The organism is Streptomyces sp. NPDC053560 (assembly GCF_044544605.1).
Lineage (GTDB): Bacteria > Actinomycetota > Actinomycetes > Streptomycetales > Streptomycetaceae > Streptomyces.
In genome coordinates this window covers 146,564-172,155 of record NZ_JBITXI010000009.1, presented here as the reverse complement: position 1 = coordinate 172,155, position 25,592 = coordinate 146,564, and the positions used below count along the sequence as shown (strand labels likewise).

At 71.7% G+C, this 25,592-nt stretch carries 25 protein-coding genes, 1 pseudogene and 1 riboswitch; of the genes and pseudogenes, 14 read left to right on the top strand and 12 right to left on the bottom strand.

Going from position 1 to position 25,592, the window contains the following annotated elements; genetic code table 11:
- Nucleotides 1–55 precede the first annotated feature (55 nt).
- From ACIGQF_RS22735 to ACIGQF_RS22715, 5 genes are all read left to right on the top strand, one after another.
- Entirely contained in the window at nucleotides 56–907 is an 852-nt protein-coding gene (locus ACIGQF_RS22735; RefSeq protein ID WP_399713054.1) for a hypothetical protein, read from the top strand.
- Nucleotides 904–1,371, top strand: coding sequence for a hypothetical protein (locus tag ACIGQF_RS22730; RefSeq protein WP_399713051.1), 468 nt, complete (start codon nucleotides 904–906; stop codon nucleotides 1,369–1,371). The genes ACIGQF_RS22735 and ACIGQF_RS22730 overlap by 4 nt, the downstream gene beginning before the upstream one ends.
- The gene (locus ACIGQF_RS22725) at nucleotides 1,368–2,066 is read left to right on the top strand and encodes an ESX secretion-associated protein EspG (RefSeq protein ID WP_399713048.1); all 699 of its coding nucleotides are present in this window, start codon (nucleotides 1,368–1,370) and stop codon (nucleotides 2,064–2,066) included. Before ACIGQF_RS22730 ends, ACIGQF_RS22725 begins: the two co-directional genes overlap by 4 nt.
- Nucleotides 2,067–2,208: 142 nt before the next feature.
- Nucleotides 2,209–2,556 carry a hypothetical protein gene (locus ACIGQF_RS22720; RefSeq protein WP_399713045.1) on the top strand — a complete coding sequence of 116 codons (348 nt, stop codon included), beginning with the start codon at nucleotides 2,209–2,211 and terminating at the stop codon, nucleotides 2,554–2,556.
- Between the two features lie 82 nt (nucleotides 2,557–2,638).
- The gene (locus tag ACIGQF_RS22715; RefSeq protein WP_399713043.1) at nucleotides 2,639–3,265 is read left to right on the top strand and encodes a GntR family transcriptional regulator; all 627 of its coding nucleotides are present in this window, start codon (nucleotides 2,639–2,641) and stop codon (nucleotides 3,263–3,265) included.
- A 130-nt stretch (nucleotides 3,266–3,395) separates the two neighbouring features.
- On the opposite strand, the gene ACIGQF_RS22710 is transcribed toward ACIGQF_RS22715, so the two are convergent.
- Together ACIGQF_RS22710 and ACIGQF_RS22705 are read right to left on the bottom strand one after the other, a co-directional pair.
- Nucleotides 3,396–4,193 (bottom strand): carbon-nitrogen hydrolase family protein, encoded by a 798-nt coding sequence (locus tag ACIGQF_RS22710; RefSeq protein WP_399713040.1) that lies wholly within the window; start codon nucleotides 4,191–4,193, stop codon nucleotides 3,396–3,398.
- Between the two features lie 91 nt (nucleotides 4,194–4,284).
- Nucleotides 4,285–5,604: an MFS transporter gene (locus tag ACIGQF_RS22705; RefSeq protein WP_399713589.1), complete on the bottom strand. Its 1,320-nt coding sequence runs from the start codon at nucleotides 5,602–5,604 to the stop codon at nucleotides 4,285–4,287.
- Nucleotides 5,605–5,805: 201 nt separating this feature from the next.
- Here ACIGQF_RS22705 and ACIGQF_RS22700 point away from each other — a divergent pair, with 201 nt between their 5' ends.
- Nucleotides 5,806–6,498: a DUF2848 domain-containing protein gene (locus ACIGQF_RS22700; RefSeq protein ID WP_399713037.1), complete on the top strand. Its 693-nt coding sequence runs from the start codon at nucleotides 5,806–5,808 to the stop codon at nucleotides 6,496–6,498.
- A 54-nt stretch (nucleotides 6,499–6,552) separates the two neighbouring features.
- Here ACIGQF_RS22700 and ACIGQF_RS22695 read toward each other — a convergent pair whose 3' ends face one another.
- The 3 genes from ACIGQF_RS22695 to ACIGQF_RS22685 are packed head-to-tail and all read right to left on the bottom strand — an operon-like array spanning nucleotide 6,553 to nucleotide 10,402.
- Entirely contained in the window at nucleotides 6,553–8,766 is a 2,214-nt protein-coding gene (locus ACIGQF_RS22695) for a xanthine dehydrogenase family protein molybdopterin-binding subunit (protein WP_399713035.1), read from the bottom strand.
- Nucleotides 8,767–8,822: 56 nt separating this feature from the next.
- Complete coding sequence (locus ACIGQF_RS22690) at nucleotides 8,823–9,818, bottom strand: FAD binding domain-containing protein (RefSeq protein ID WP_399713032.1); 996 nt, start codon at nucleotides 9,816–9,818, stop codon at nucleotides 8,823–8,825.
- Nucleotides 9,815–10,402 carry a 2Fe-2S iron-sulfur cluster-binding protein gene (locus ACIGQF_RS22685; protein ID WP_399713030.1) on the bottom strand — a complete coding sequence of 196 codons (588 nt, stop codon included), beginning with the start codon at nucleotides 10,400–10,402 and terminating at the stop codon, nucleotides 9,815–9,817. The genes ACIGQF_RS22690 and ACIGQF_RS22685 overlap by 4 nt, the downstream gene beginning before the upstream one ends.
- Before the next feature lie 924 nt (nucleotides 10,403–11,326).
- On the opposite strand from ACIGQF_RS22685, the gene ACIGQF_RS22680 reads away from it, so the two are divergent.
- Both ACIGQF_RS22680 and ACIGQF_RS22675 read left to right on the top strand, forming a co-directional pair.
- Complete coding sequence (locus ACIGQF_RS22680; RefSeq protein ID WP_399713026.1) at nucleotides 11,327–12,643, top strand: family 2 encapsulin nanocompartment cargo protein terpene cyclase; 1,317 nt, start codon at nucleotides 11,327–11,329, stop codon at nucleotides 12,641–12,643.
- Nucleotides 12,644–12,657: 14 nt separating this feature from the next.
- A complete protein-coding gene (locus ACIGQF_RS22675; protein WP_399713023.1) occupies nucleotides 12,658–13,542 on the top strand; it encodes a geranyl diphosphate 2-C-methyltransferase in 885 nt (294 codons plus the stop codon).
- 104 nt (nucleotides 13,543–13,646) lie between these two features.
- On the opposite strand, the gene katG is transcribed toward ACIGQF_RS22675, so the two are convergent.
- On the bottom strand, nucleotides 13,647–15,875 hold the full coding sequence (gene katG / locus ACIGQF_RS22670) for a catalase/peroxidase HPI (RefSeq protein ID WP_399713020.1): 2,229 nt from the start codon (nucleotides 15,873–15,875) through the stop codon (nucleotides 13,647–13,649).
- Between the two features lie 315 nt (nucleotides 15,876–16,190).
- Here katG and ACIGQF_RS22665 point away from each other — a divergent pair, with 315 nt between their 5' ends.
- Entirely contained in the window at nucleotides 16,191–16,601 is a 411-nt protein-coding gene (locus tag ACIGQF_RS22665) for a Fur family transcriptional regulator (protein ID WP_399713017.1), read from the top strand.
- Between the two features lie 135 nt (nucleotides 16,602–16,736).
- Nucleotides 16,737–17,666, top strand: coding sequence for a phytoene/squalene synthase family protein (locus tag ACIGQF_RS22660; RefSeq protein WP_399713014.1), 930 nt, complete (start codon nucleotides 16,737–16,739; stop codon nucleotides 17,664–17,666).
- Here ACIGQF_RS22660 and ACIGQF_RS22655 read toward each other — a convergent pair.
- From ACIGQF_RS22655 to ACIGQF_RS22635, 5 genes are all read right to left on the bottom strand, one after another.
- A complete protein-coding gene (locus tag ACIGQF_RS22655) occupies nucleotides 17,590–18,285 on the bottom strand; it encodes an IclR family transcriptional regulator (protein WP_399713012.1) in 696 nt (231 codons plus the stop codon). The two genes, ACIGQF_RS22660 and ACIGQF_RS22655, sit on opposite strands and share 77 nt — an antisense overlap.
- 193 nt (nucleotides 18,286–18,478) lie before the next feature.
- Complete coding sequence (locus ACIGQF_RS22650; protein ID WP_399713009.1) at nucleotides 18,479–19,330, bottom strand: ATP-binding cassette domain-containing protein; 852 nt, start codon at nucleotides 19,328–19,330, stop codon at nucleotides 18,479–18,481.
- Nucleotides 19,327–20,076, bottom strand: a complete 750-nt coding sequence (gene cbiQ, locus ACIGQF_RS22645; protein ID WP_399713006.1) for a cobalt ECF transporter T component CbiQ — start codon at nucleotides 20,074–20,076, stop codon at nucleotides 19,327–19,329. Before cbiQ ends, ACIGQF_RS22650 begins: the two co-directional genes overlap by 4 nt.
- A 5-nt stretch (nucleotides 20,077–20,081) precedes the next feature.
- Entirely contained in the window at nucleotides 20,082–20,450 is a 369-nt protein-coding gene (locus ACIGQF_RS22640; RefSeq protein WP_399713003.1) for an energy-coupling factor ABC transporter substrate-binding protein, read from the bottom strand.
- A complete protein-coding gene (locus tag ACIGQF_RS22635; protein WP_399713000.1) occupies nucleotides 20,447–21,151 on the bottom strand; it encodes an energy-coupling factor ABC transporter permease in 705 nt (234 codons plus the stop codon). Before ACIGQF_RS22635 ends, ACIGQF_RS22640 begins: the two co-directional genes overlap by 4 nt.
- A gap of 29 nt (nucleotides 21,152–21,180) precedes the next feature.
- Nucleotides 21,181–21,386: riboswitch (cobalamin riboswitch) on the bottom strand.
- Between the two features lie 286 nt (nucleotides 21,387–21,672).
- On the opposite strand from ACIGQF_RS22635, the gene ACIGQF_RS22630 reads away from it, so the two are divergent.
- The 4 genes from ACIGQF_RS22630 (at nucleotide 21,673) to ACIGQF_RS22615 (ending at nucleotide 24,928) form a co-directional block, all read left to right on the top strand.
- Nucleotides 21,673–21,897, top strand: coding sequence for a hypothetical protein (locus ACIGQF_RS22630; protein ID WP_399712997.1), 225 nt, complete (start codon nucleotides 21,673–21,675; stop codon nucleotides 21,895–21,897).
- Between the two features lie 25 nt (nucleotides 21,898–21,922).
- Nucleotides 21,923–22,744 (top strand): DeoR/GlpR family DNA-binding transcription regulator, encoded by an 822-nt coding sequence (locus ACIGQF_RS22625; protein ID WP_399712995.1) that lies wholly within the window; start codon nucleotides 21,923–21,925, stop codon nucleotides 22,742–22,744.
- Nucleotides 22,744–23,661 carry a pirin family protein gene (locus ACIGQF_RS22620; RefSeq protein ID WP_399712993.1) on the top strand — a complete coding sequence of 306 codons (918 nt, stop codon included), beginning with the start codon at nucleotides 22,744–22,746 and terminating at the stop codon, nucleotides 23,659–23,661. The genes ACIGQF_RS22625 and ACIGQF_RS22620 overlap by 1 nt, the downstream gene beginning before the upstream one ends.
- 250 nt (nucleotides 23,662–23,911) lie before the next feature.
- Nucleotides 23,912–24,928 carry a chitinase gene (locus tag ACIGQF_RS22615; RefSeq protein ID WP_399713586.1) on the top strand — a complete coding sequence of 339 codons (1,017 nt, stop codon included), beginning with the start codon at nucleotides 23,912–23,914 and terminating at the stop codon, nucleotides 24,926–24,928.
- Nucleotides 24,929–24,965: 37 nt separating this feature from the next.
- Here the strand turns inward: ACIGQF_RS22615 and ACIGQF_RS22610 are convergent.
- Nucleotides 24,966–25,118 (bottom strand): annotated as a pseudogene (locus tag ACIGQF_RS22610) (PadR family transcriptional regulator); the annotation flags it as partial.
- Nucleotides 25,119–25,592: the final 474 nt, after the last annotated feature.

Below are 25,592 nucleotides of genomic sequence, written 5' to 3'. Positions count from 1 at the left end.
CTCGATCTTCTCTCCCAGGTCGCCCGTGGTCGTGATGCTCTTGACGTTTCTGGGGATGTTCCTGGAAGTCGAATGTGCCAGATCCTGGGGGATGCAGGGGCTGCCCGGTACCGTCGTTGGCGGGCTCGGCAGTGTCTACGCCGTGTGGTGCTGGCTCGGTCGCACACGGCAGGCCCGTTCCTGGGCGGTCATCGATCGTGGTCCGAACCTGGCCCTCATCGGTATTCCCATGTTCGCCTTCGTGATGTTCGGGGCTGGCATCCACCTTCTCTTCGGCCTCCCCAAGCTGGTTGTGCTCCCTTTCGGCATCATCAGCGCCCTGCATTTCCTGGTTCTTCTCGCAGGGTTCTTCAGTCTCCCGAAGTGGTGGGGCCCCGGCTGGTTCCGGCGAGGCGAGTACAAGAAGGACTTCGAGGGCGCGCAGCCCCAGGGCGCGATGGGGACCTTGCTGGACTCCTACGCCGCGGGCACCCCCGCCGTACGCAGCCGTCACGAGCTGGCGAAGAGCTTTGGAGACGTGTCCGCGCCCGTGGCCCGGTGGAAGGGGGGCTGGGTGCACGACCCGGACACCGACGAACAGGATCATGGGCTGGCGCGCAAGGGAACGGTCGAGGGCACGCTTGCCTGGTACCCGCAGGGGCTGGGGTTCGCCGCCACCGAGCGCGAGGACTCACTGCGCGGGAAACCCACCGTGGTGACGATTCCCGCGGAGCGGCTCACGAGCGTGGAGGTGGTGTCCGCGCGTGCGGGCGCCGACGGTCGCCCGCGCCGCGGACGCTGGATGCGTTCGCCGTTCCCCCGGCTGGTCGTTCGCACGGCGAGCGACACGTACGTATTCGACGTGGCCAGAGGCAGAGCGCGCCAGGTCGCCGCCTTCATCAAGGAACGGGCAGGGCAGGTCGCATGACCGGGACCGCGAATCCCGCAGGCACTGGGCTGCGGCCGTACGACGACCGGGAATTCCACCTTGCGCTTCCGGAGCACTGGGAGACGGTGGAGCCGCCGGGGCCGCCGGTCGTCCTGATCGCGGTGGAGCCGGGGGACGGTGAGACGTTCCGGGCCAACGTCGTCGTCACGGCCGAGGACATCACCGACGCGGGGCAGTGGCAACAGGCCGTCGGCCGGGCGCTGGCGGACCATCTCCAGGAGTACCTGCTGGTGGACGAGGAGCCGGCGGGCGACGGTGTACGACGGCTGTTCCACCACATCCTTCCCGAGGCCGGCGCCGTCACCGCGGAACAGTGGTCCTGGGCCGCGGGACGCCGGGGGTTCACCGTGACCGCTTCGGCCGCCACCTTCGACTACGACGCGAAGGCGGACCTGTTCGCCGCGGTGGCCGACGGTTTCCGTCCGCGCGGAGCGGCCACGTGAGGACCGCGCCCACGATGCTCTTCGACGGCGAGAGCGGGCGGCTGCGCCTGCCCCTGGAACTGTTCGGTGCGTTCTACGACTGGGCGGAGGGCGAGCGCACCGACGGGGAGGGGCTGGAGGCGTTCGCGGCCGCCGGGGTGCTGTCCGGCGGGCAGCCGCATCCGGCCGTCGAGCCGGTGGTCGCCGCGATGGCCGATCCGGTGTGCGTCCTCTCCGTACGCGGGGCCGCAGCGGACGGCAGCGGCGTGCACGGTGCCTGCTGGCTGGGTGCGGAGCCCGCGGCGCTGCTCCTCGACGCCCCGGACGACTCGGCGGAGCTGACCGGCGTCGCCCCGGTGGCGGTGCCGGCCGCGGTGGCCCGCGTCGTCGGGCTCGCGCCCCGGCCGGTGTCCGACGCGGCCGCGGTACCGGTGCCGACCGCCGAGGTCGAGGCGCTGTTCCAGGACGGACCGCCGGCCGCCGGGTACCCCGCGCTGGAGGCGGTCGGGGTGTCGGCCGCGGACGGTGCGCGGTGGTGGGAGGTGGCGACGCGGTGGCCCGACGCGGCGGGCACCCCCTGCACGGGCAGGCTCCGGGTCCTCGACTCCGCCGCCGGACTGTGGGCCGTGACCGGGGGAGACGCCGAGCGGTCCACGTGGGAGCCGGTCTCGGCGAGTGCGGTGTGGCGACTGCTGCTGCGCTGTTTCCCCCGGTAGCGCTTCGTGTTCTAGGGTGCAACGCCGCGCCCTGGCGCGATCATCTTCCGATCCACCGGCACGACTTACGACTTACCAGCACAACGCACCATCACGTCCCACCCGTACGACTCACATCACTCACACACCACGGGGTTCTCTCATGCGTCTGGCAGCCGTACTTCTCCTCATAGGCTCCTTGTTCGGGGCGACGGCCGTTACGGCCCACGCGGCGCCGGTAGGCAACTCCGCCTCGCGCGCCGTGCAGGCGCCGATGCTCGGCAGTGGCGGCAAGGGCAGCGGTGGCAGCAGCGGCGGCGTCAGCAAGAGCGGCTCCCGGACGTCGAAGAGCGGTGGGTTCTCCTCCAGCCGCGGCTACGGCGGCTCGTCGTCCAGCGGACACGGGAATATGCCGCTGTGGCAGGCCATCCTGGTCCTGCTCCTCTTCGGGGGCCTCGCCGTCTGGGGCCTGGTCAAGCTCGTGCAGAAGGTCCGCAAGGCCCTGGCCTGACCGGTGTCCGCCACCGTGCTCCCCACTTCGTGGTAATTTCGCATACAGGTTGTATGCAATGTGACGGGAGCGGGGAGAGCCGGTGCAGTCGGGACGAGAGAAGGCGTACGCGTACCTCAAGGAGAGCGTGCTCACCGACCCGGAGATGCAGGACCGGTTCCTGTCCGAGCAGGAGATCGCGGATCGGATCGGAGTGTCGCGCACGCCGATCCGGGAGGCGCTGCTGTTGCTGGCCGCCGAGGACCTGGTGCGGCTGGTGCCCAAGCGGGGGGCGCACATCGCTCCGCTGTCCGGCCGCGAGATCAGCGAACTGATGGAGATGCGCGCGCTCATCGAGCGCTTCGCCGCCGAGCGGACCACCCGGGAGGGCACCGCTCCCGTGGCGGAGATGGCCGCTGTGCTGGCCGAACAGCACGCACTGCGCGGTGCGGACTCGGCCCGGGAGTTCATCGCCGCCGACCACCGCTTCCACGCCACGCTGGTGGCGGCCGTCGGCAACACATTGATGAGCCGTCAGTACGACGCGCTGCGCAGCCGGCAGATCCGGGCCGGCGTGACCGCCCTCTACCGGGCGGGAAACCGGCAGGACGAGGTGCTCGCGGAACACCAGGAGATCCTCGACCACCTGTCGGCGGGCGACGGCGCGGCCGCCTGCGCCGCCATCGACAGCCATCTCCAGGCCACCCAGCGCATCCTGCTGGCGGCCTGAGGCCCCGGCGCCGGGGGCCACCGCGCCCGGGGCCCCGCGCCGCGCCGGTCCCGGCGGCAGGCCGGTGAGTACCGGTTCAGGGCGGCCGGCAGGTGAATGCCGGTCAGGGCAGCCGGCAGGTGAGTCCCGGTCAGGGCAGCCGACGGTTGTCCAGGACCGCGACCGCGCGCCGGACCCGGTCGGCCTCCGCGGGGTCGATGTCGGCCGTGAGCAGCTCCGGCGCCGCGCCGAGCCGGGCCCGTACCGTGCCGTCCGGGCCGATGAGGGCGCTGTGGCCGATGCCCGTGGGGGCCTTGGTGGGCTGCTCCGGGTCGGCGTCGGGGTCCGGTGCGCACTGCCCGACGGCGGCCACCCAGGACGTGGCGTCCAGGGCGCGGGCCCGCACCAGCAGGTCCCACTGCTCCCGCTTGCCGGGCCCGGCGCCCCACGAGGCGGGCAGTACGGAGAGTACGGCGCCCGCGTCCGCATGGGCCCGGAACAGTTCGGGGAACCGCAGGTCGTAGCAGGTCGCCAGCCCGACGCGGACGCCGTCGACGTCAATGGTCACCACGCGCTCGCCCGCGGCCACCGTGTCCGACTCCCGGAAGCCGAACGCGTCGTAGAGGTGAATCTTGTCGTAGGACTCCTCGACGCCGGGGCCGGTGGCCAGCAGGGTGTTGGCGACCCGGCCGTCGGCGGCCGGGGTGAACATGCCCGCGATGACGGTCACGCCGGTCTCGTCCGCGACGGTGCGTACGCCGTCGGCCCACGGGCCGTCGAGGGGTTCGGCGACGGGGCCGAGCGGAACGCCGAAACGGCTCATGGCCGCCTCCGGCAGGACCGCGAGGCGGGCGCCCGCCTCGGCCGCGCGGCGCACATGGTCCTGCACGGCCGCGAGGTTCTCCTTGGTGTCGGTCGAACTGGTCATCTGGCACAGCGCGATACGCATGCGGCTCCTGGCTCCTCTTCCTTGTCCGTTGTCGCTCTTCATGGTCCTTGCCGGTCCGGCCGGCCGTGACCGGAGGGGCGGCCGGACCGCCTCAGTCGTCCCGGGCGGCCGTGGCCGCGTGTTCCCGTGTGCGGTGGGCCGTCTCCTCGACGTAGCGCTCGTCCTCGTCGTGGTCGGCGTCCCGGCCGAGCAGCACGCCGACGATGGTGAGTACGGCGGTGCACACGAGGTACAGGGCCAGCGGCAGCCACGTGCCGAAGGTACCCAGGAGCGCGGTGAACAGCAGGGGTGCCACCGCGCCGCCGATCACGCCCGCGAGGGTGTACGCCAGCGAGGATCCGGTGTACCGCAGTCGCGGGGTGAACTGTTCGGCGACGAAGGCGGCCTGCGGACCGTACAGGAGCGAGTGGATCACCAGCGCACCGACCACACCGAGCACCAGCAGCCCCCAGGAGCCGCCGCCGTCGGTCATCAGGAAGAAGACGAACGGCCACACGCCGGCCGCCACCGTGCCGCACAGGTACATCCGGCGCCGGTTCCAGCGGTCGGAGAGGGCGCCGGCCAGCGGGATCAGCACGATCTGGAGCGCCGAGCCGATGAGTACGGCGGTCAGCGCGCTGCTGCGCGCCATGCCCAGCTTCTGGGTCGCGTAGGTGAGGACGAAGACGGTGAACATCGCGTACAGCACGTCCGGCGCGACCCGGCAGAGCACCGCGGCGATCAGTGCCCGGGGCTGGGTGGTGAACACTTCCTTGATCGGGGCCTGCGGCCGGTCCCCGCCGGCCTCCATGGCCTTGAAGACCGGCGTCTCCTCCAGCCGCACCCGGATCCACAGCCCGAAGAGCACCAGGACTCCGGAGAGCAGGAAGGCGATGCGCCAGCCCCAGGAGAAGAACTGCTGCTCGGTGAGGAGGGCGCCGAGCGCCGCGAGCACGCCGTTGGCCATGAGGTTGCCGGCCGGCGGGCCGATCTGGGCGGCCGACGCCCAGAAGCCGCGGCTGCGGGTGTCGCCGTATTCGCTGGTCAGGAGGACGGCCCCGCCCCACTCGCCGCCGACGCCGACGCCCTGCGCGAAGCGCAGCAGGACGAGGAGCACCGGTGCGGCCGGCCCGATGGTGGCCTGGGTGGGGATCAGGCCGATCAGGAATGTGGCGGCGCCGATCAGCACGAGGGTCGCCACGAGCACTTTCTTGCGGCCGATGACGTCCCCGAGCCGGCCGAAGACGAATCCGCCCAGCGGGCGCGACACGTACCCGACCGCGTACGTGGAGAAGGCGAGCAGGGCGCCGGTCAGCGGGTCCTCGGAGGGGAAGAAGAGCTTGCCGAAGACGAGCGCCGAGGCGGCCGAGTAGACCGCGAAGTCGTACCACTCCAGTGAGGTGCCGGTCAGGCTCGCGATGAAGGCGCGGATCAGCGCGCCGCGGTCCGGCCGCTTCGCGGTCACCCCCGTGTGGTCCCCGTCCGCGCCCGGGCGTTGTTCGTTGTCCATGGGGTCAAGGCCTCACGATCTCGGTTGCTGCACTGCTAGGCATACTTGCTGTATACAGGTCGTATGCGCAACCCCTCGGGGACTGTTTTACCCCTGCGCAACCGTCTGTGATCTGGAGGACTCATGACCGCCCTGTCGTTCGAGCTGCCCGACGGAAGCCGGCGCACCGTCGAGGTGACGCGGCTGCTCAACGCCGGATACGCCGGCCGCAGCCAGGAGGACGTCGCCGCGCACGTCGCGGAACTGGCCGAGCTCGGCGTCCCCGCGCCTTCGACCGTACCGGCGCTGTACCCCGTCTCGCCGTACCTCGGGCAGCAGACCGCGACCGTCGCGGTGCAGCACGCGCGCACCTCCGGGGAGGCCGAGTGGGCGCTGGTGGTCGACGCCACCGGCGACCTCCTCCTGACGGCGGCGTGCGACCACACCGACCGCGCACTGGAGGCGCACGGCGTGGCCTGGAGCAAGAACGCGGGGCCCGACGTGCTCGCCGGCCGGGCGTGGCGGCTGGCGGACGTCGCGGACCGGCTGGACGCCCTGACCCTGCGCGCCTGGGTCACCCCGGTCGACGGCGGGGAGGAGCAGCTGCTGCAGGACGGCACCGCCGGTGAGCTGCTGCCGCCCGGGTACTGGGCCGACGTGCTGCGCGAGCGCGGGGAGCTGGAGCCCGGCACGGTGCTGATATCGGGGACGATCCCGATGCGCGAGGGCGTCGACCAGTTCGCCGGGCGCTGGCGGGTCGAGCTGGCCGACCCGGCGACCGGTGACGCCATCGAGCTGGCCTACGACGTGGTGCCGATGCCCGAGCCCATCGGCTGACCGGGCCGCCACGGAACCGGCGGCCGCCGGGGGCTCGGGCACCTTCGCCGGGGCTCAGGCGTCCAGCAGTGGCAGGCCGGGCAGCACCTTCTCCAGGGTGATGGGGAAGTCGCGTACGCGTACGCCGGTGGCGTGGAAGACCGCGTTGGCGACCGCCGCGCCGGCCCCGCAGATGCCCAGCTCGCCGATGCCCTTCGCGCCCAGTGCGTTGGCCTTGTCGTCGTACCCGTCGAGGACGACGGCGTCGACGGCGGGGATGTCGGCGTGCACGGGCAGCAGGTAGTGCGCGAGGTCCCGGTTGACGAAGGCACCGGTACGCGGGTCGACGACGGCCTCCTCTTCGAGGGCCGCGCCGGCGCCCCAGATCATGCCGCCGATCAGCTGCGAGCGTGCCGTCCTGGCGTTGAGCACGCGGCCCACCGAGAACACGCCCAGCATCCGCCGCAGCCGGATCTCGGCGGTGTCGGCGTCGACGGCGACCTCGGCGAAGTGCGCGCCGTAGGTGTGGATCGAGTAGGCCGTGTAGTGGGGGTCGTCGTTCATGGCGAGGGTCTCGCCCGTCGCCTCCATGCCGTCGGGGCGGTGACGGGCGACGATGTCGCCCAGCGCCTCCGACGCGTCGCCGATGCGCACCCGGCCGTCGGCGAACACCGCCTTCTCCGGCTCCAGTCCGCGCAGTGCGGAGCGGGGGTCGTCGCGCACCGCGGCCAGCAGTTCCTTCCGCAGGGTCCGGCACGCGCTGTGCACCGCGGTGCTGGAGTTGGCGGCGCCCCACGAGCCGCCGGACCCCATGCTGGTCGGGAACTCCGAGCGGCCGAGTTCGACGCGTACCCGGTCGGGCGGCAGCCCGAGCCCGTCGGCCGCGACCTGCGTCAGGATCGTGTAGGTGCCCGTCCCGATATCGGTCATGTCCGACTGCACGGTGGCCGTGCCGTCCGCGGCCAGCCGGACCCGTACCGTCGTCGGCGACTGGAAGTGCCCGCGGATGGCGGCGGCCACACCGTAGCCGACCAGCCATTGCCCGTCGCGCACGGTCGCCGGCCGGGCGGGGCGGCGCTCCCAGCCGAACCGGCGCGCGCCCTCGCGCAGACACTCGACCAGGCGCCGGTCGCTGTACGGGACGCCCCGCTCGGGATCGACGGTGGGTTCGTTGCGGATCCGCAGCTCGACCGGGTCCATCCCGAGCGCGTCGGCCAGCTCGTCCATCGCCGATTCCACCGCCAGCAGGCCCGGTGCGTCGCCCGGCGCGCGGACGTCCTCGCCCCGCGGCAGGTCCAGTGGTGTCAGCCGGTGGCTCGTCAGCCGGTGCGGCGCGGCGTAGAGGCTGCGGGTGGTGGCGGCGGTCTGCTCGGCGTACTCCATGTCGGGGTTGGTGTGCATGGTGACGTCGTGGGCGAGCGCCACCAGCCGGCCGTCCCGCTCCGCGCCCAGCCGGACCCGCTGGTGCGAGGTGGGGCGCAGGCCGACCAGGTGGAAGATCTGCTGCCGGGTCAGTGCGACCTTGACCGGCCGGCGCAACGCGCGGGCGGCGAGCGCCGCGAGGATCGTCTCGGCATGGACGCCCAGCTTGGACCCGAACCCACCGCCGACGTACGGGGAGACGATGTGGACCCGCGCCGGGTCGAGCCGGAGCGTGCGGGCGACCGAGGCCTGCGCCGCGTCGACGATCTGGCAGCTGACGTGGACGGTCAGGTCCTCCCCCCGCGGCACCGCCAGGCAGGCATGCGGCTCCATCGGCATGGAGAACCCGTACGGCGTGGTGTAGCGCTGGTCGACCGTCACCGCCGCCGAGCGGAACCCGGCATCGAAGTCGCCCACCGCGGTGTCGGTGGGAAGGCCGGCGTTGACCATCTTCGGGATGTACGTGTCGTCCTTCAGCGCGGTGAAGTCATAACGCCCGGGCCTGGCCACGTACTCCACCTCGACGAGCCCCGCAGCCGCCCGCGCCTGCTCGAAGGTGGTGGCCACGACGAGTGCCACCGGCTCGCCGTAGTGGTGGATGTCGGGTCCCGTGAGCATCGGCTGGGCACGCCAGTACTCGTACGGCGCGGACTCGTCGCGCCGGCCCTGCTCCGGTGCGTTGTGATGGGTCATCACCAGGCAGACGCCGGGGGCGCGCTCGGCACTCCTGCTGTCGATACGGGTGATGCGGCCCTTGCCGACCGTCGCGCCGACGACGAATCCGTAGAGCGGAGCGTCGTCCGGGCCGTGCTCGTACGCGTAGGTGGCCCGGCCGGTGACCTTCAGCGGGCCGTCGACGCGGCTCACGGCCCGCCCGATGATCCCTTGCCCGGACGTTGCCTGCCCAGACATCTTCTGCCCGGTCATCCCGCCTCCTCCGCCCGACGGGCCAGCTGCGCCAGGGTGCGGCACAGGGTCCGCTCGGCCAGCTCGATCTTGAAGTCGTTGTGTCCCCGCCCGACCGCGTCCCGCAGCGCGGCCCCGGCGGCGGCCCGGTACGTGGCCATCGTGGCCGGCCGGCCGGTCAGCGCGGCCTCCGCCTCGACCGACCGCCACGGCTTGGCCGCCACGCCGCCGAACGCCACCCGCGCCGCACGGACGACGCCTTGCTTCACCGAGACCACCGCTGCCACCGACACGAGGGCGAACTCGTAGGACGCCCGGTCGCGCACTTTGCGGTAGAGCTGCCGGCCCGGCGGGGGAGACGGCAGCAGGACGCTTGTGATCATCTCGCCCGGGTGCAGCACGGTTTCGATGTGCGGTGTGTCGCCGGGCAGCCGGTAGAGGTCCGTGATGTCGACGTGGCGTACCGAATGATCGGGGCCGAGCAGGGCGATCCGCGCCCCCAGCGCGGTCATCGCGACCGCCATGTCCGAGGGGTGGGTGGCGATGCAGGAATCGCCGGCGCCGAGGATCGCGTGGACCCGGTTGAATCCGCCGATCGCCGCGCAACCGGAGCCGGGAAGCCGTTTGTTGCAGCTCGCCGCGGTGTCGTAGAAGTACGGGCAGCGCGTGCGCTGCAGCAGATTGCCGCCGATGGACGCCTTGTTGCGCAACTGACCCGAGGCGCCGGACACCAGCGCCTGTGACAGCACCGGATAGCGGGCGCGTACGCGGGCGTCGGCGGCCACATCGGAGTTGGCGGCCTGCGCGCCGATGCGCAGCCCGCCGTCCCGCAGGTCCTCGATGTCCCGCAGTGGAAGCCGGCTGATGTCCACCAGGTGACTGGGCTGCTCGATGCCGAGCTTCATCAGGTCCAGCAGATTGGTGCCACCGCTGATGAACTTCGCGCCGGTGCGGGACACCGCGGTCACGGCGGCCCGTGCGTCCTTCGCGCGCTCGTAGGTGAAGGCCCTCATCCCGCGTCTCCTTCCGCCACGCTGCGCACGGCCGCGACGATGTTGGGGTAGGCGGCGCACCGGCAGATGTTGCCGCTCATCCGCTCGCGGATCTCCTCATCGGTCAGCGCGCTGCGCGACGCGGCGGTGGTTGCGGTGGTGGTGTCCGCGGTGGCGTGGCTGGGCCAGTCCGCCGCCACTTCGGTGAGCATGCCGACGGCCGAACAGATCTGACCGGGAGTGCAGTAGCCGCACTGGAAGCCGTCCCGCTCGATGAAGGCACGCTGCATGGGGTGCAGGTCATCAGGGGTGCCCAGGCCCTCGATCGTCACCACCTCGTCGCCCTCGTGCATGACGGCGAGGGTCAGACAGGAGTTGATGCGCCGGCCGTTGACCAGCACGGTGCAGGCACCGCACTGCCCGTGATCGCACCCCTTCTTGGTGCCGGTGAGGCCCAGGTGTTCGCGCAACGCATCGAGCAGCGTGGTGCGTGGATCCACCGTAAGCCGCCGCGCCCGGCCATTGACGGTCAACTCGACCGCCGAGAGCCGGTCCGTCGTCCCGTGTTGGGACCGTCCCGCGGTATGCGTCACGGAATCGCTCATCACAGCCCGCCTTCCTCAGGTGATGCGCGAGGGTCGGGTGCTTCCCCCGGCGTCCCGTCCCGTCGCCGCTGCCGGGTACGTGCTCCGCCGTGCCGAGCGTCTCGCAAAATGTGCCGCCTCGCGACGCTCTCTCCCGCCGTGGCTTTTCGAGGGGGCACGGCTCCCCGATATGGCGTGATCCGTATTGGTCTCCTGGTGAATCCTGGTACTTGAGTGGCGCTTGCAGAGGTGCTGATTCGGCTGTGCGGTGCGAGAGTTGAGGGTGGGGCGGAAATTGACAGCGGCGCACGTCAAACATGGCGCCGGGCAGATAGTCCGAATGCCGTCGGTCGGCCCGTTAAACCCGGCGCGGAGCGAGATCACTGCATCGTGGTAACTCACCCGGGCTCCTGGGTGAGTGAGGCGTACCGGCCGTTACTGTTTCCAGGGATCTCGGCGGATTCTCAGATATTCGTTCTCGATTACCAGATATATGCACTCGGATTTCTCATTCGCCGATTCGCACCACGCACGTCGATCGCCATGAAGGAGAGCTCGCCCGATGACCGTTGTTTCTCGATGCGTCGGGGTTCCGGGCCGTCCCGGTGCGGTGGCGGTGACGGAAGAACCGTTACGGCGAGGTGGGCATCGTGGCGTCGGCCGGGCAACGGGGGAGCGTGAGCCGGATCTGCCGGCGCGGACCGAGGGGCTCCGTGCACAGGCGGCCAATTCGTCCCTTTTCGCCATCCACTCCCGCGCCGCCATCCTGGTGCCCGGTGCGCCCGGTGCGCCCGGTGCGCCCGGCGTGCCCGGCGTGCCGGCGGACGCGCGGAGGGCCCGCAGACGCGACTAGGCCCGTCCGGCGGTCGTCACGCCCGGACCTCCCCGTGCAGGGCAGCACGCCGGGGGCCGGGACAGCACACCCACCTCATCAAGGAGTCACGAATGCCCGAGTCCGGGATCTTTCCGCTGCGGACCACTCCTTTGCAGTCGAGCCTGTTCCATGTCGCGGCCCGCTTCGGCGCTGCCGCCCGCACGCCTCCCGCTGATGCCGATGCCGGTACGGATACGGATGTCCAAGCCGCAACCGCTGCCGCAACCGATGCCGAAGCCCACGCCGAGCCGGAGCCGGCGGACGCAGGGGAGGGCGCCGCCCCCGCGAGGCAGTCGAACCTGGCCCTGGAGCGGATTCTGCGCGGTCCCAGTGGGCTGGGCACGGCCGGGCTGCATCTGGCTCCGCGCGAGGAGCCGCCGGCCGAACCGGAGCCCGAGCCGCCGGCTGCGGGCACGCCCATTCCGGGCCTCTACTACCACCCCGTACCGGAGCCCGACCCGGCGCGTGTGGAGGAGGTCAGCCGCCGGATCAAGCAGTGGGCGGTGGAGGAGGCCGAGGTGTATCCCCCGGAGTGGGAAGACCAGTTCGACGGCTTCTCCGTCGGGCGCTACATGGTCGCCTGCCACCCGGACGCGCCCACCGTTGAGCACGTCATGGTCGCCACGCGGCTGATGGTCGCCGAGAACGCGGTCGACGACTGCTACTGCGAGGACCACGGCGGCTCACCCATCGGGCTCGGCAGCCGCCTCCTGCTGGCGCACACCGCTCTCGACCCGCTGTACACGACGGAGGAGTACGAGCCGGCGTGGCTTGCGTCGCTCGGGTCGGACGCGCCGCGCCGCGCCTACCGCTCCGCCATGGAGTACTTCCTCCGTACCGCCACTCCCTCCCAGGCCGACCGGTACCGGCACGACATGGCCCGGCTGCACCTGGGCTACCTCGCCGAGGCCGCCTGGGCCCAGACGGAGGAGATGCCGGAGGTCTGGGAGTACCTGGCGATGCGTCAGTTCAACAACTTCCGCCCCTGCCCGACCATCACCGACACGGTCGGGGGCTACGAACTCCCGGCGGACCTGCACGCCCAGCAGGCCATGCAGCGGGTCATCGCACTCGCCGGCAACGCCACCACCATCGTCAACGACCTGTACTCCTACACCAAGGAACTGAAGGCCCCCGGCCTGCACTTGAACCTGCCCGTAGTGATCTCCGAACGCGAGGGCGTCTCGCACCGCGAGGCCTATCTGAAGGCGGTCGAGGTCCACAACGACCTCATGCACCGCTTCGAAGCCGAGGCCGCCGCCCTGGCCGAGGCCTGCCCCGTACCGACCGCACAGCGCTTCCTGCGGGGAGTGGCCGCCTGGGTCGACGGCAACCACTACTGGCACCAGACCAACACCTACCGGTACAGCCTGCCCGATTTCTGGTAAGGACGGATTCACCTGTGACCAGCACCGAGTTCACCACCCTCAACGGCACCTCCGCCTTCGTCCCCGCCCCGGCGTCGCCCTACCAGGGGGACATCGCCCGCTACTGGGATCAGGAGGCCAGGCCCGTGAACCTGCGTCTCGGCGACGTCGACGGGCTTTACCACCACCACTACGGCATCGGCGAGGTCGACCATGCAGCTCTGGGGAACCGCGGGGACAGCGAGTACGAGAAGAGGCTGATCGCCGAGCTGCACCGACTGGAGTCGGCGCAGGCCGAGGTTCTCCTGGACCACCTCGGCTCCGTCGGCCGGGACGACACACTCGTGGACGCCGGCTGCGGCCGGGGCGGGTCGATGGTCATGGCGCACCAGCGCTTCGGATGCAAGGTCGAGGGTGTCACCCTGTCGGCCAAGCAGGCCGATTTCGCCAACCGGCGCGCCCAGGAGCTCGGCATCGGCGACCATGTTCACGCCCGTGTGTGCAACATGCTCGACACGCCCTTCGAGACGGGGATGGCCGCGGCCTCGTGGAACAACGAGTCGAGCATGTACGTCGACCTGCACGACCTCTTCGCCGAGCACTCCCGCGTCCTCGCGGTCGGCGGCCGTTATGTCACCATCACCGGCTGCTGGAACCCGCGTTACGGGCAGCCCTCGAAGTACGTCTCCCAGATCAACGCGCACTTCGAGTGCAACATCCACTCGCGCAGGGAGTATCTGCGGGCCATGGCCGACAACCGCCTCGTACCGCAGGCCGTCATCGACCTGACTCCGGCGACGCTGCCCTACTGGGAGCTGCGGGCCACGTCGTCCCTGGTCACCGGCATTGAGGAGGCGTTCATCAACTCGTACAAGGACGGGTCCTTCCAGTACGTGCTGATCGCGGCCGACCGCGTCTGATGCCGTACGCGTCCGACGCCGACCGCGTCTGATGCCGAACGCCCGGGCCGGCCGCTGATGGCCGGCCCGGGCGTTGCCGTCGGGCGGGGTGCTACCGGAGCGGATCAGGCCAGGTCGAACCGGTCCAGGTCCATGACCTTGCTCCACGCGGCGGCGAAGTCCTTGGCGAACTTCTCCTTCGCGTCGTCGCTCGCGTACACCTCGGCGACCGCGCGCAGCTCGGAGTTGGAGCCGAAGACCAGGTCGGCACGGGTGCCGGTCCACTTGACCGCACCGGTGGCGCGGTCGCGGCCCTCGAACGCGGTCTGGTCGGCGGAGGTCGAGCTCCACGCGGTGCCCATGTCGAGCAGGTTGACGAAGAAGTCGTTCGTCAGCCTGCCCGGGGTCTCGGTGAGGACACCGGTCTTGGAACCGTCGTAGTTCGCACCGAGGACGCGGAGGCCACCGACCAGGACGGTCATCTCCGGGGCGCTCAGCGTGAGCAGGTTCGCGCGGTCGACGAGCAGGTACTCGGCCGGCAGCCGGCTGTCCTTGCCCAGGTAGTTGCGGAAGCCGTCGGCCACCGGCTCCAGCGCCGCGAAGGACTCCGCGTCGGTGTGCTCCTCGGTCGCGTCGACCCGGCCCGGGGTGAAGGGCACCTGGATGTCGATGCCGGCGTCCTTGGCGGCCTTCTCCACGGCCGCGCTGCCGCCGAGCACGATCAGGTCGGCCAGCGAGACCTTCCGGTCCGAGCCGCCGTTGAACTCCTGCTGGACGCTCTCAAGGGTGCGCAGCACCAGGGAGAGCTGGTCGGGGTTGTTGACCTCCCAGCCGCGCTGCGGCTGGAGACGGATGCGGGCACCGTTGGCACCGCCGCGCTTGTCGCTGCCGCGGTAGGTCGAGGCCGCCGCCCACGCGGTGCTGACCAGCTGCGAGACGGTCAGGCCCGAGTCGAGGAGCTTGGCCTTGAGGGCCGCGATGTCATCGGCGTTGATGACCTCGCCCTCGCGCTCCGGCAGCGGGTCCTGCCACAGCAGGGTCTCCGCCGGGACCTCCGGGCCGAGGTACAGCGACTTCGGGCCCATGTCACGGTGCGTCAGCTTGTACCAGGCCCTGGCGAAGGCGTCCGCGAACTCCTCCGGGTTCTGCCAGTAGCGGCGGGAGATCTGCTCGTAGACCGGGTCGAAGCGGAGCGCCAGGTCGGCGGTGAGCATCGCCGGGGCGATCTTCTTCGAGGAGTCGTGGGCGTGCGGGATGGTGCCCTCGCCCGCGCCGTCCTTCGGCTTCCACTGCTTGGCGCCGGCCGGGCTCTCGGTCAGCTCCCACTCGTAGCCGAAGAGGTTCTCGAAGAAGCCCATGCTCCACTTGGTGGGCGTGCTGGTCCAGGTGACCTCCAGGCCGGAGGTGATGGCGTCCGCGCCCTTGCCGGTGCCGTACGTGTTCCGCCAGCCCAGGCCCTGCTCCTCGAAGCCGGCGGCCTCCGGGTCGTCACCGACGCTCTCGGCCGGGCCCGCACCGTGGGTCTTGCCGAAGGTGTGACCGCCGGCGATCAGGGCGACGGTCTCCTCGTCGTTCATCGCCATGCGGCGGAACGTCTCGCGGATGTCGCGCGCGGAGGCCAGCGGGTCGGGGTTGCCGTTGGGGCCCTCGGGGTTGACGTAGATCAGACCCATCTGGACCGCGCCGAGGGGCTCCTCCAGCTCACGGTCGCCCGTGTAGCGCTCGTCGCCGAGCCAGGTGGTCTCCGGGCCCCAGTAGACGTCGTCCTCGGGCTCGTAGGCGTCCACGCGGCCGCCGGCGAAGCCGAAGGTCTTGGCGCCCATCGACTCCAGGGCGACGTTGCCGGTGAGGATCAGCAGGTCGGCCCAGGAGATGCTCTTGCCGTACTTCTTCTTGACGGGCCACAGCAGGCGGCGGGCCTTGTCGAGGTTGCCGTTGTCCGGCCAGCTGTTGAGGGGCGCGAAGCGCTGCTGGCCCGTGCCGGCACCGCCGCGGCCGTCGCTGATCCGGTAGGTGCCGGCGCTGTGCCAGGCCATCCGGATCATGAGCGGGCCGTAGTGGCCGAAGTCGGCCGGCCACCAGTCCTGCGAGGTGGTCAGCACCTCCTGGATGTCCTGCTTCACGGCCGCCAGGTCGAGGGACTGGAACGCCTCGGCGTAGTCGAAGCCGTCGTCCATGGGGTTGGCCACGGGCTGGTTCTTGGCGAGAATCTTCAGGTTCAGCCGCTCCGGCCACCACTGGCGGTTTCCACCGCCCTGGGTCGGGTGCGGGGCGCGCGTGTGCGCGACCGGGCAACCGCCAGCCTCACCCTCGGTTTTGGAGTCGGTGACGATTGCGTCGTGGTTCTCGGACATGCGGATCCTGATCCTTCCGGGCCAACGGGTCACGTTGTGGAGCTGTTGGGGTGGTGCGGGAGAGGGGTTGAAGCATTCAGGGCGCCGCCCCGTGGATCACCTCGGACAGTCGACGGCGACGACTTCTGCTGTTTTGTCGTCTCCTGTCCCTTGGCGGGTTCCGGAACTGATCCTACGATGGACAGAATCCAAGTCAATAAGTTGGCCAAACTCATACGCAGTAGAAGTACGTCGGCGTGCGTGGGGTGCGGTCCACGGGCTGGACGGCTGCGTCCACGGACACCGTGCACCATCGAGACCGACGGGGTGAACCGAATGAGTGACCTGCTGGAGCGGCTGCTGGGGCGTGGCTGGCGGATGACGTCCCAGCGGCGCGTCGTCGCCGAGGTCCTCAGCGGGGACCACGTCCATCTCACGGCCGACGAGGTGCACGCCCGCGCCGTCGAGCGGCTGCCCGAGATCTCCCGCTCGACCGTCTACAACACCCTCGGCGAGCTGGTCGCCCTGGGGGAGGTCGCGGAGGTCTCGACCGACGGTCGCGCCAAGCGGTACGACCCCAACGCGCACCGCTCGCATCAGCACCTGGTGTGCTCCGGCTGCGGCACCATCCGCGACGTCCACCCCGTCGGCGACCCCCTCGCCGGCCTGCCGGCCGAGCAGCGCTTCGGCTTCACGGTCGCCGCGGCCGAGATCACCTACCGGGGACGCTGCCCGTCCTGTGCCTGACCGGGGGCGGGGGAGCCGCCTGAGCGGAGGCGCGGCCCGCTCGCTCGCACCTACTCCAGGTAGTCTCGACCCTTTGTTTGTCACTCAAGGTGTTCTTGGTGCAGGAGGGTATGCGTGCGAGTGTGGCGACGTTGTATGGACGCGGGCGAGGTGTGGGGGAGTGAAGCCCGCGCCGACTACCTGAAGGTCGCGCAGTTCATGCAGCGCAGGGAGCCGGCCGGGTACGCGGCGGTGCGGATGCTGACGCCCGCGCACTTCCAGCCCCACGTGCTGGCCGGTTACGCCTTCGCGTCGTTCACCGACGACCTCTGCGACCTGGGCACCGTGGCGGAGCGGACCCGGCGCTTCGACGCGTGGGCGGGGCAGATCCGGGCGGCGCTGGATTCCGGCACCTCCCGGCACCCGCTGCTCCGCGCGTTCCTCTACACGTCCGGCCTGCGCGAGCTGCCCCGCCACTGGATCGAGTCCTACCTGGACGGCGCGCGCGTCGACCTGGACTTCCCGGGCTTCAAGACCGAGGCCGACTACCAGGCGTACGTGGACCGGCTGACGTGGCCGTTCCTCATGATCACCACCGGGCTGGCGCAGCCGGGCGGCGGCACCCCGGAGTTCGCGCAGAGCTGCCGGCTGGTCGCCGACGCGGGCCAGCGCACCGACATCCTGACGGACCTGGCGGAGGACCTGCGGGACGGGCGCCTCTACCTGCCCCTGGACGCACTGGAGCAGCACGGTGTCACCCGCGCCGACCTCGACGCGGGGCGCGACGTCCCCGGCGTCCGGGCGCTCCTCACCGACGCCGCGGGAAAGGCGCACCACACGCTGCGCGAGGCGTCCCGGCTGCTGGACGAACTCCCCGAGGAGTACGGGCCGTTGATGCGGTTCGTCCTGGACCTGCATCACCAGCGGCTGGAAACGGTGGTGGCCATGGGCGCCACCGTCACCCGGCGGCCGGCCCGGGACAACCCGCTGACGTGCCTGCGCCTGCTGGTCAGGGCCCGCCGCCCGCACCACGGCCGACACCCCGCCCCGCAGGCCCGGAACGAAAAGGAGCGGAGCGGGGTATAGGGAGAGCCCTCCCGGCGGTCGGTGCGGATGCTCGGAGCCGGCCGTCGGCCGTGGCCAGCAGCCGGTCGAGAACCGCGGCGTCCGCCCGTACGCCGTCGTGGGCGTGGGCTTGGGTGATCCAGGGGCGCAGGCCGCGTACCAGGTCAGCGGTCTCGGCGGCGCCGACGACCAGGTCGACGATGCGGTCGGTGGCGCGGGTGATGCGGTGGGCGGGGCCGATGACCGTCAGGGACGCGGCAACGGTGCCGGCCTGGAAGACGGGCGCGGCGATGGCCGCGACGGCCTCGTCGTACTGGCCGTGGCTGGTGCTGTGGCCGGTCCTGCGGGCCTCGGCGTCGCAGTCCAGGAGCGCATCGAAGCCGGTGATGGTGTTGTCGTTGAAGCGCTGGAGCGGAGTGGTTCCGAAGATCTGCCGGATCTCCGCCTCGGGGTAGTGGGCGAAGATCGCATGTCTGGAGGCCCCGGCGTGGCCCGGTATGAGGGCGCCCACGATCGCGGTGTAGCGGATGGGGCCGGTGCCGTCCACGGCCGCGGCGCAGCGGTAGCCGCTGCCGTTCGGGACGTTCAGTACGACGCTCTCGCCGGTCTCCCGGAGCAGCTGTGCGAGGGTCGGGCGCACCAGTGACGGCAGAACGCCGCTGTGCTCACCGACGGGCCGGCCGGGACAGCGAGGGCCCGAGTCAGTAGCGGTGGGTGGCGGGGTCGCAGAGGAGGAAGCCGCGTGCCATTAGTGACGCTCACCGGGCCGGGCGCCCCGGCGCCGTGTCGGCAGCTTTGTGCCGTCGACGGTCACCGGCCGCGCCCGGGGCGCGTCAGCCGTCGGCGGGCACCGCGCGGGTACGCGCCGCCAGCTCCTCCGGGGTGCGGGGGCCCGGCGTCGTGTCCGGCAGCAGCCCGTGCGCGCGGAGCAGCCCGGTTACCGCGACGCCCCACGGCAGCCGCAGCCCGGCGTCGTGGAGGAGGTCCGTGCGGGCCAGCGTCGCGGCGGTCGGGCCGGTGTGCACGCCCTGCGGGGTGAGCAGCGCGGCGTCGTCGGACCAGCGCAGCGCGAGGTCCACGTCGTGGGTCGCCATCACCACCGTGGTGCCGCCCGCGCGGAGCCCGTCGAGGGTGGCGAGCAGCCGTTCCTGGCCGTCCGGGTCCAGCCCGGCGGTCGGCTCGTCGAGGATGAGCACTCTGGGCCGCATGGCGACAGCGCCTGCGATCGCGGTCCGCTTGCGCTGCCCGTACGAGAGGAGGTGCGTGGGGCGGTCGGCGAGCGCGGCGATGTCCAGCGCCGCCAGCGACTCCTCGACGCGGGCCCGCACGTCCGCGTCGGTCAGGCCGAGGTTCAGCGGGCCGAAGGACACGTCCTGGGCGACCGAGGCGGCGAACAGCTGGTCGTCCGGGTCCTGCACCACCAGCTGCACGGTGGTCCGCAGCCGGGTCAGCCCCTTGCGGTCGTACCGCACCGGCTCCCCGGCCACCGCCAGCTGCCCGGTGCGCGGCGCGAGTCCGCCGCTGAGCAGCCGCATCAGCGTCGTCTTGCCGCTGCCGTTGCGCCCCAGCAGGGCGAGCGCGCGCCCCTCGGGCACATCGAAGTCGAGGTCGCGCAGGACGGTCGGCCCGTCCTCGTACGCGAAGGACGCGCCCCGCAGCGTGAGTAGGGCGGGGGAGTCGCTCATGACAGCGGCCTTTCCAGAACGAGAGTGAGGACGGCCAGCGCGGCCAGCACCGCCACGCTCGCGGCCGTGAAGCGCGCGGAGATCCGCGCCTCGGGCACCAGAACGCGCAGCGTGCCGTCGTACCCGCGCCCGGCGAGCCCGGTCTGGAGCCGCGCCGCCCGGTCGAAGGCGCGCACGAAGGCGGTCGCGGCGAGCCCGCCGAGCGAACGCCAGGCGGCCGCCCGCGTGGTGTGCCCCAGCCGCGCGGCCTGCGCCTCGCGGATCCGCCGTACGGAGTCGAGCAGCAGGAAGCTCATCCGGTACGTGACCAGCGCGACGTCCACGACGGGCGCCGGCACCCCCGCCCGCACCAGCCGCGGCAGCAGGTCGGACATCGGGGTGGTGAAGGCGAACAGCAGCACGCCGAGGGAGGCGGCCGAGGTACGCAGCAGCAGTTCACCGGCCCGGACCGCGCCGCCCTCGGCCGGCGACACGAAGCCGTGCGCGCCGCCGACCTGGACGAGCAGCGGCAGCGCGCCGGTGACGCAGAAGCCCAGCGGTACCCGGTACGCGCGCCACAGCCGGCGGCCGGGCACGCCCGCCGGGCCGAGCAGTACCGCGAGCGCCGTCAGCAGGACGAGCGCGGCGCCCGGCCAGGGCGGCAGGGAGATCGCCAGGACGGTGAGTCCCAGCCCGAGCACGGCCTTGTCCACGGGGTGGCGGCGGCGCCAGCGACTGCTGTGCGCCGCCGCGTCGATCGGCAGCACGGGGCTCAGGCCCCTTCGGCGGACGATGTCCCGGCGCTGTCCGGCGTGTGCCCGTCGTCCTGACGTGCCTGCGCCCGCTCCTCGCCCTGCCGGCGGCCGCGGCGCAGCCCGAAGTAGTACGCGAGCACACCGGCGCCGAGGGCGGCCTGGAGGGCGAACAGCGCCGACTCGATCTCCCCGGAGGGCGGTTCGTAGAGTGGCGAGAACCACGGCTCGTAGTCCGGCTCGATCTTGGTGATCGCGGTCTCCGCCTCGGCGTCGGAGCCCGCGAACGGCTCCTTCTTGTGGTCGCCGAGGCCGAGGGCCAGCGGCAGGACGGCGAGTGCGACCACCGCGAGCAGCAGCAGTGCGTTGATCTTCGTGTGGCGCTTCACCGGGCCGCCTCCGCGGTCGCGGCGGACTGCTTCCGCCCGCCGCTCAGGAGCACGCCCAGCCGGGTCAGCTCCCCCTTGCTGGACTGCACCAGGAGCCGCATCACCAGGACGGTCAGGAGCCCCTCGCTGATGGCGAGCGGGATCTGCGTCACAGCGAAGATGGAGCCGAACTTGCCCAGCGCGCCCAGGAAGCCGCTGCCCGGGTCGGGGAAGGCCAGCGCCAGCTGCACGCTGGTGACGCAGTAGGTGGACAGGTCGGCGACGAACGCGCCGAAGAACACCGTGACCATCAGCGGCACGCCGTACCGGCGCAGCAGCCGGTAGACGCCGTACCCCGCCCACGGTCCGACGATCGCCATCGAGAAGGCGTTGGCGCCGAGCGTGGTCAGGCCGCCGTGCGCCAGCAGCAACGCCTGGAAGAGCAGCGTGATGGTGCCGAGCACCGCCATGATCGGCGGGCGGAACAGGATGGCGCCGAGGCCGGTACCGGTGGGGTGCGAGCAACTCCCGGTCACCGACGGCAGTTTCAGCGCGGACAGGACGAAAGTGAAGGCGCCCGAAGCGCCGAGGAGCAGGGTGGACTCGGGGTGCTCCCTGACCTCACGGGTGAGTGACCGGACTCCGTGGACGACGAACGGCGCCGATGCGACGCCCCAGGCGACCGCGTGCGCCGGTGGCAGAAAACCCTCGGCAATGTGCATGGCTCAGCAGACCCTCTCCAGCACCTCGTGGATGGTTGACGTGCCGAGGCCGGTCTCCTGGCTCACGGGTACCACCGCCCGTGCTCCGCCTTCCCGGGTCGCAAGGACCCAGTGGCTGCCCGCGAGGGCCGGAGCCGGACTTCCCGATCACAGTGGCGAGGGCCGCACCGGCATCACACCGGATTTCCCGTTACCAAGGCGTGGCGACAGTAGTGCCAGGCCGTCGGTGCTGGCAAGCGCGGCCGTGCTGCTCAACCGGCCGTGACCACGCCCACCGTCTCCAGGACTCCGTAGACGCCGACGCACAGGATGGCGACGCCGCTGACGACCAGCGCCACGGTCATCCACGGACTTGTACGGAAACGCCGCGGTACGCCGGTGTGGTGATGAGCGTGGTACGCCCCCACCGCCCGCGGCCCGCCCCGCGCTTCCGGCCCCGGCCGGGCCGGCGGGCCCCCGTGCGTCAAGCCAAGGAGTCATCCAGTGAACGCGCGGCAGCCCCTTCCCTCATCGGCCTCACCATGGGCGACGGCGCCGGCATCGGACCCGAGGTCATCGTCCCCGCGGTGCTGGACCCCGGCACGCTCGGCCGGTGCCGTCCCGTGGTGATCGGCGACGCCGCGCGGCTGCGGAAGGCCGCCGCGATCCTCGGCACCGCCTTCGACATCGCCGGTACCGGCAGGACCGAGGCCGGTAGCATGATCGAGGCGCTGCGGCAGGCCGCCGAGATGGCCACCGCCCGCTGAACCGACGAACCGGTAAGGACACCAGATGCCGCCCACCGCATCCCGGGCCCGGCGGGAGGAGATCCTGCAGCTCGCCAACACCACGGGCCTGGCCAGCGTCGAGGAACTGTCGCAGCGCTGCGGCGTGACCGCCTCCACCCTCCGCCGCGACCTGGCCCGGCTGACCGCCGACGGCCGCCTCGCCCGGACCTACGGCGGCGCGATGGCGCTCACCGCCCACCCCGAGGCCTCGCTCCGGCAGCGCACCGGCGAGGCGTACGCGCAGAAGCGGGCGATCGCGCGGTGGGCGGCGGCACAGGTCCAGCAGGGCGAGACAGTGCTGCTCGACGCCGGGTCGACGGTGGGTGCGCTGGCGCATGAACTGCGTGCTGCGAAGGACCTCACCGTGGCGACGACCGGCCTGACGGCGCTGCACGAACCGGCCGACGTCGAGTCCGTCCACGTGGAGTGCCTGGGCGGTACGCTCCGCCCGCTCAGCCAGGCGTTCGTGGGCCCGCTGACCGAGGCGGCGCTGGAGCGGATGACCTTCGACCGGGTCTTCCTCTCCGCCGACGGCGTCACGGCCGACGGCGGGATCTGCGAGGCCGACCAGCGCCAGACCCGCCTCAAGGAGCTGATGGCCCGCCGGGCGGCGCACGTCTACGTACTGGCCCACACGGAGAAGCTGGGCCGCGCTCCCTTCCACGCCTGGGCGGCGCTGCCGCCCGGCTGGACCCTGGTCACCCACCGCACTGCGCTCCGCGACCAGGTCACCCCCTTCACCGACCGCGGCATCCGCGTCGTGCAGGTCGAGCCCCTCGAAGAACCGGGCGGCGGAGCCAGCCAGTCGCAGGGAGGCGACGCCTGATGAGCAACGTTGAGATCCTCGCCCCGCGTGACGTCCCGCTGGGCGGGCCCCGGTCGATGACCGTACGCCGCACGCTGCCGCAGCGGACCCGGACGACGATCGGCGCCTGGTGCTTCGCCGACCACTACGGCCCCGACGACGTCACCGAGTCCGGCGGCATGCATGTCGCCCCGCATCCGCACACCGGGCTCCAGACGGTGAGCTGGCTGTTCAGCGGGGAGATCGAGCACCGCGACAGCCTGGGCAGCCATGCCTTCGTGCGGCCCGGCGAGCTGAACCTCATGACGGGCGGACACGGGATCAGCCACTCGGAGGTCTCCACCGCGCGCACCACCGTTCTGCACGGCGTGCAGCTGTGGGTGGCGCTGCCCGATGCGCACCGCGACGCGGAGCGGGACTTCCAGCACCACGTCCCCACTCCCGTAGGCGTCGGCGGGGCCGAGATCCGGGTGTTCCTGGGCACGCTCGCGGGCATCACTTCCCCGGTACGGACGTTCACACCGCTGCTCGGTGCGGAGCTCACCCTCGCGCCCCGCGCCACGGCCAGCCTCGTCCTCGACCCGGCCTTCGAGCACGGCCTCCTCGTCGACCGCGGGCACATCCGCATGGCCGGCGCCCCGCTCCGCCCGGCCGAACTGGGCCATCTCGCGACCGGACACGACACCCTGACGCTGGTGAACGACTCGGACGACACCGCCCGCGCGGTCCTGCTCGGCGGAGCCCCGTTCGAGGAGGAGATCGTCATGTGGTGGAACTTCATCGGCCGCAGCCACGACGACATCGTCCGGGCGCGGGAGGAGTGGGAGCGCGCCTCCGACCGTTTCGGTACCGTCGACGGCTACGACGGCAAGCGCCTCCCCGCCCCCGCCCTGCCGCACGCCACCCTCACCCCGCGCGGCAACCCGCCGCGCCACTGACGGCAGGCGGCCCCGGCCCCGCTGCCTTGAGGAAGGCCAGGGGAACGACCCCTCGGGCCGGCTGATCCGATCCTCGCCCTGATCCCCCTCGATCCTCAAGTGGTCCAGACCTATTGACCCCAGGTCTGGACCAACCTACGGTGTGGCCACTCATCCGGTCATCCCGGCCATGACGACTCGGATCTCCGCGCGCCATGGCGAGAGAGGACGCAACGTGATCGGTAAGGCTCTCCGTCTGCTGGGTGCCGGGCTGGCGCTGGTGTGTGCCGCGCAGCTGCCGGCCGCCGCCGCACCCGCCGCGCCGCAGGCCGACACCTGCGCGGTGAAGTCCCGGCCCACGGGCGAGGTGCTGCAGGGCTACTGGGAAAACTGGGACGGCGCGTCGAACGGCGTCCATCCGGGGCTCGGCTGGATCCCGATCACCGACTCCCGCATCGGCGCGCACGGCTACAACGTCATCAACGCGGCCTTCCCCGTCATCCGCTCGGACGGCACCGTCCTTTGGGAGGACGGCATGGACGCCACGGTGAAGGTCGCCACGCCCGCCGAGATGTGCCAGGCGAAGGCGAACGGCGCCACGCTCCTGATGTCCATCGGCGGCGCCACGGCCGGCATCGACCTCAACTCCAGCGCCGTCGCCGACCGGTTCGTCGCGACCATCGTGCCGATCCTGAAGAAGTACAACTTCGACGGCATCGACATCGACATCGAGACCGGCCTCACCGGCAGTGGCAACATCAACCAGCTCTCGGCCTCGCAGGCCAACCTCATCCGCATCATCGACGGCGTGCTCGCGCAGATGCCGTCGAACTTCGGCCTGACGATGGCCCCCGAGACCGCGTACGTCACCGGCGGCAGCGTGACGTACGGCTCGATCTGGGGCGCGTACCTGCCCATCGTCAAGAAGTACGCGGACAACGGCCGCCTGTGGTGGCTGAACATGCAGTACTACAACGGCAGCATGTACGGCTGCTCCGGCGACTCCTACTCCGCCGGCACCGTCGAGGGCTTCACCGCGCAGACGGACTGCCTCAACAAGGGCCTGGTCGTACAGGGCACCACCATCAAGGTGCCCTACGACAAGCAGGTACCGGGCCTGCCCGCCCAGCCGGGCGCCGGCGGCGGTTACCTGTCCACCGCCCAGGTCTCCCAGGCCTGGAAGCACTACAACAACAGCCTCAAGGGCCTGATGGCCTGGTCCCTCAACTGGGACGGTTCCAAGGGCTGGACCTTCGGCGACAACGTCAGGACGCTGCAGGGCCGCTGACGTTCGGGTGTGCCTCAGGGGCGGACGGGTTGGTTTCTCACCCGTCCGCCCCTGCCGTGTCGGCCAGCTCCGTCGGCGTCTGCCGCAGCCAGCTGAGCTCAGCCTTCGAGGTGGCCCGCGCAATGGTCGGCACGCCCCGCCGGAACGGGTCGTCGACGTCCTGGACGCGCAGCGGGCGGTCGCCCTCGTATCTCCGCCCTATCCGCCCTGTCGAACCCACGGCCTCCGTCGTGCCGCTGCTCGCGCTCTCGCTCGCCGCCGTCGCGCTCTGCTCCGCCGAGTTCGCCCTGCTCGGACTGTTGCTGCACATCTCGCACGACCTGCAGGTGACCGTAGAAACTGATGGAGCCCGCAGGGCGCGGCGTCCAGCTCACGCCGGCGGCGCGTACGGTACTGCGGCGCACCGCCGTCATGCAGGCGCAGTGGGAGCAGGCCCGCGGCGAGCTGGCCGGGTCGGCCGAGGAGCCGACGGGCAGCTTCACCCTCTGCGGCTTCTCGACGGCCGCGACCCACCTGCTGCCGACCGCCGCCGCGGCGCCGCGGGACCGCTACGCGCGGCTGACCGGCCGCCTGGTGGAGGCGGGCGTGATCCTGGTGCCGCGCCTCGCACGCATCGGCACCGGATGGCCCGTCGAGCGCGTCCCTCTGTGGGGAGAGCCCGCGC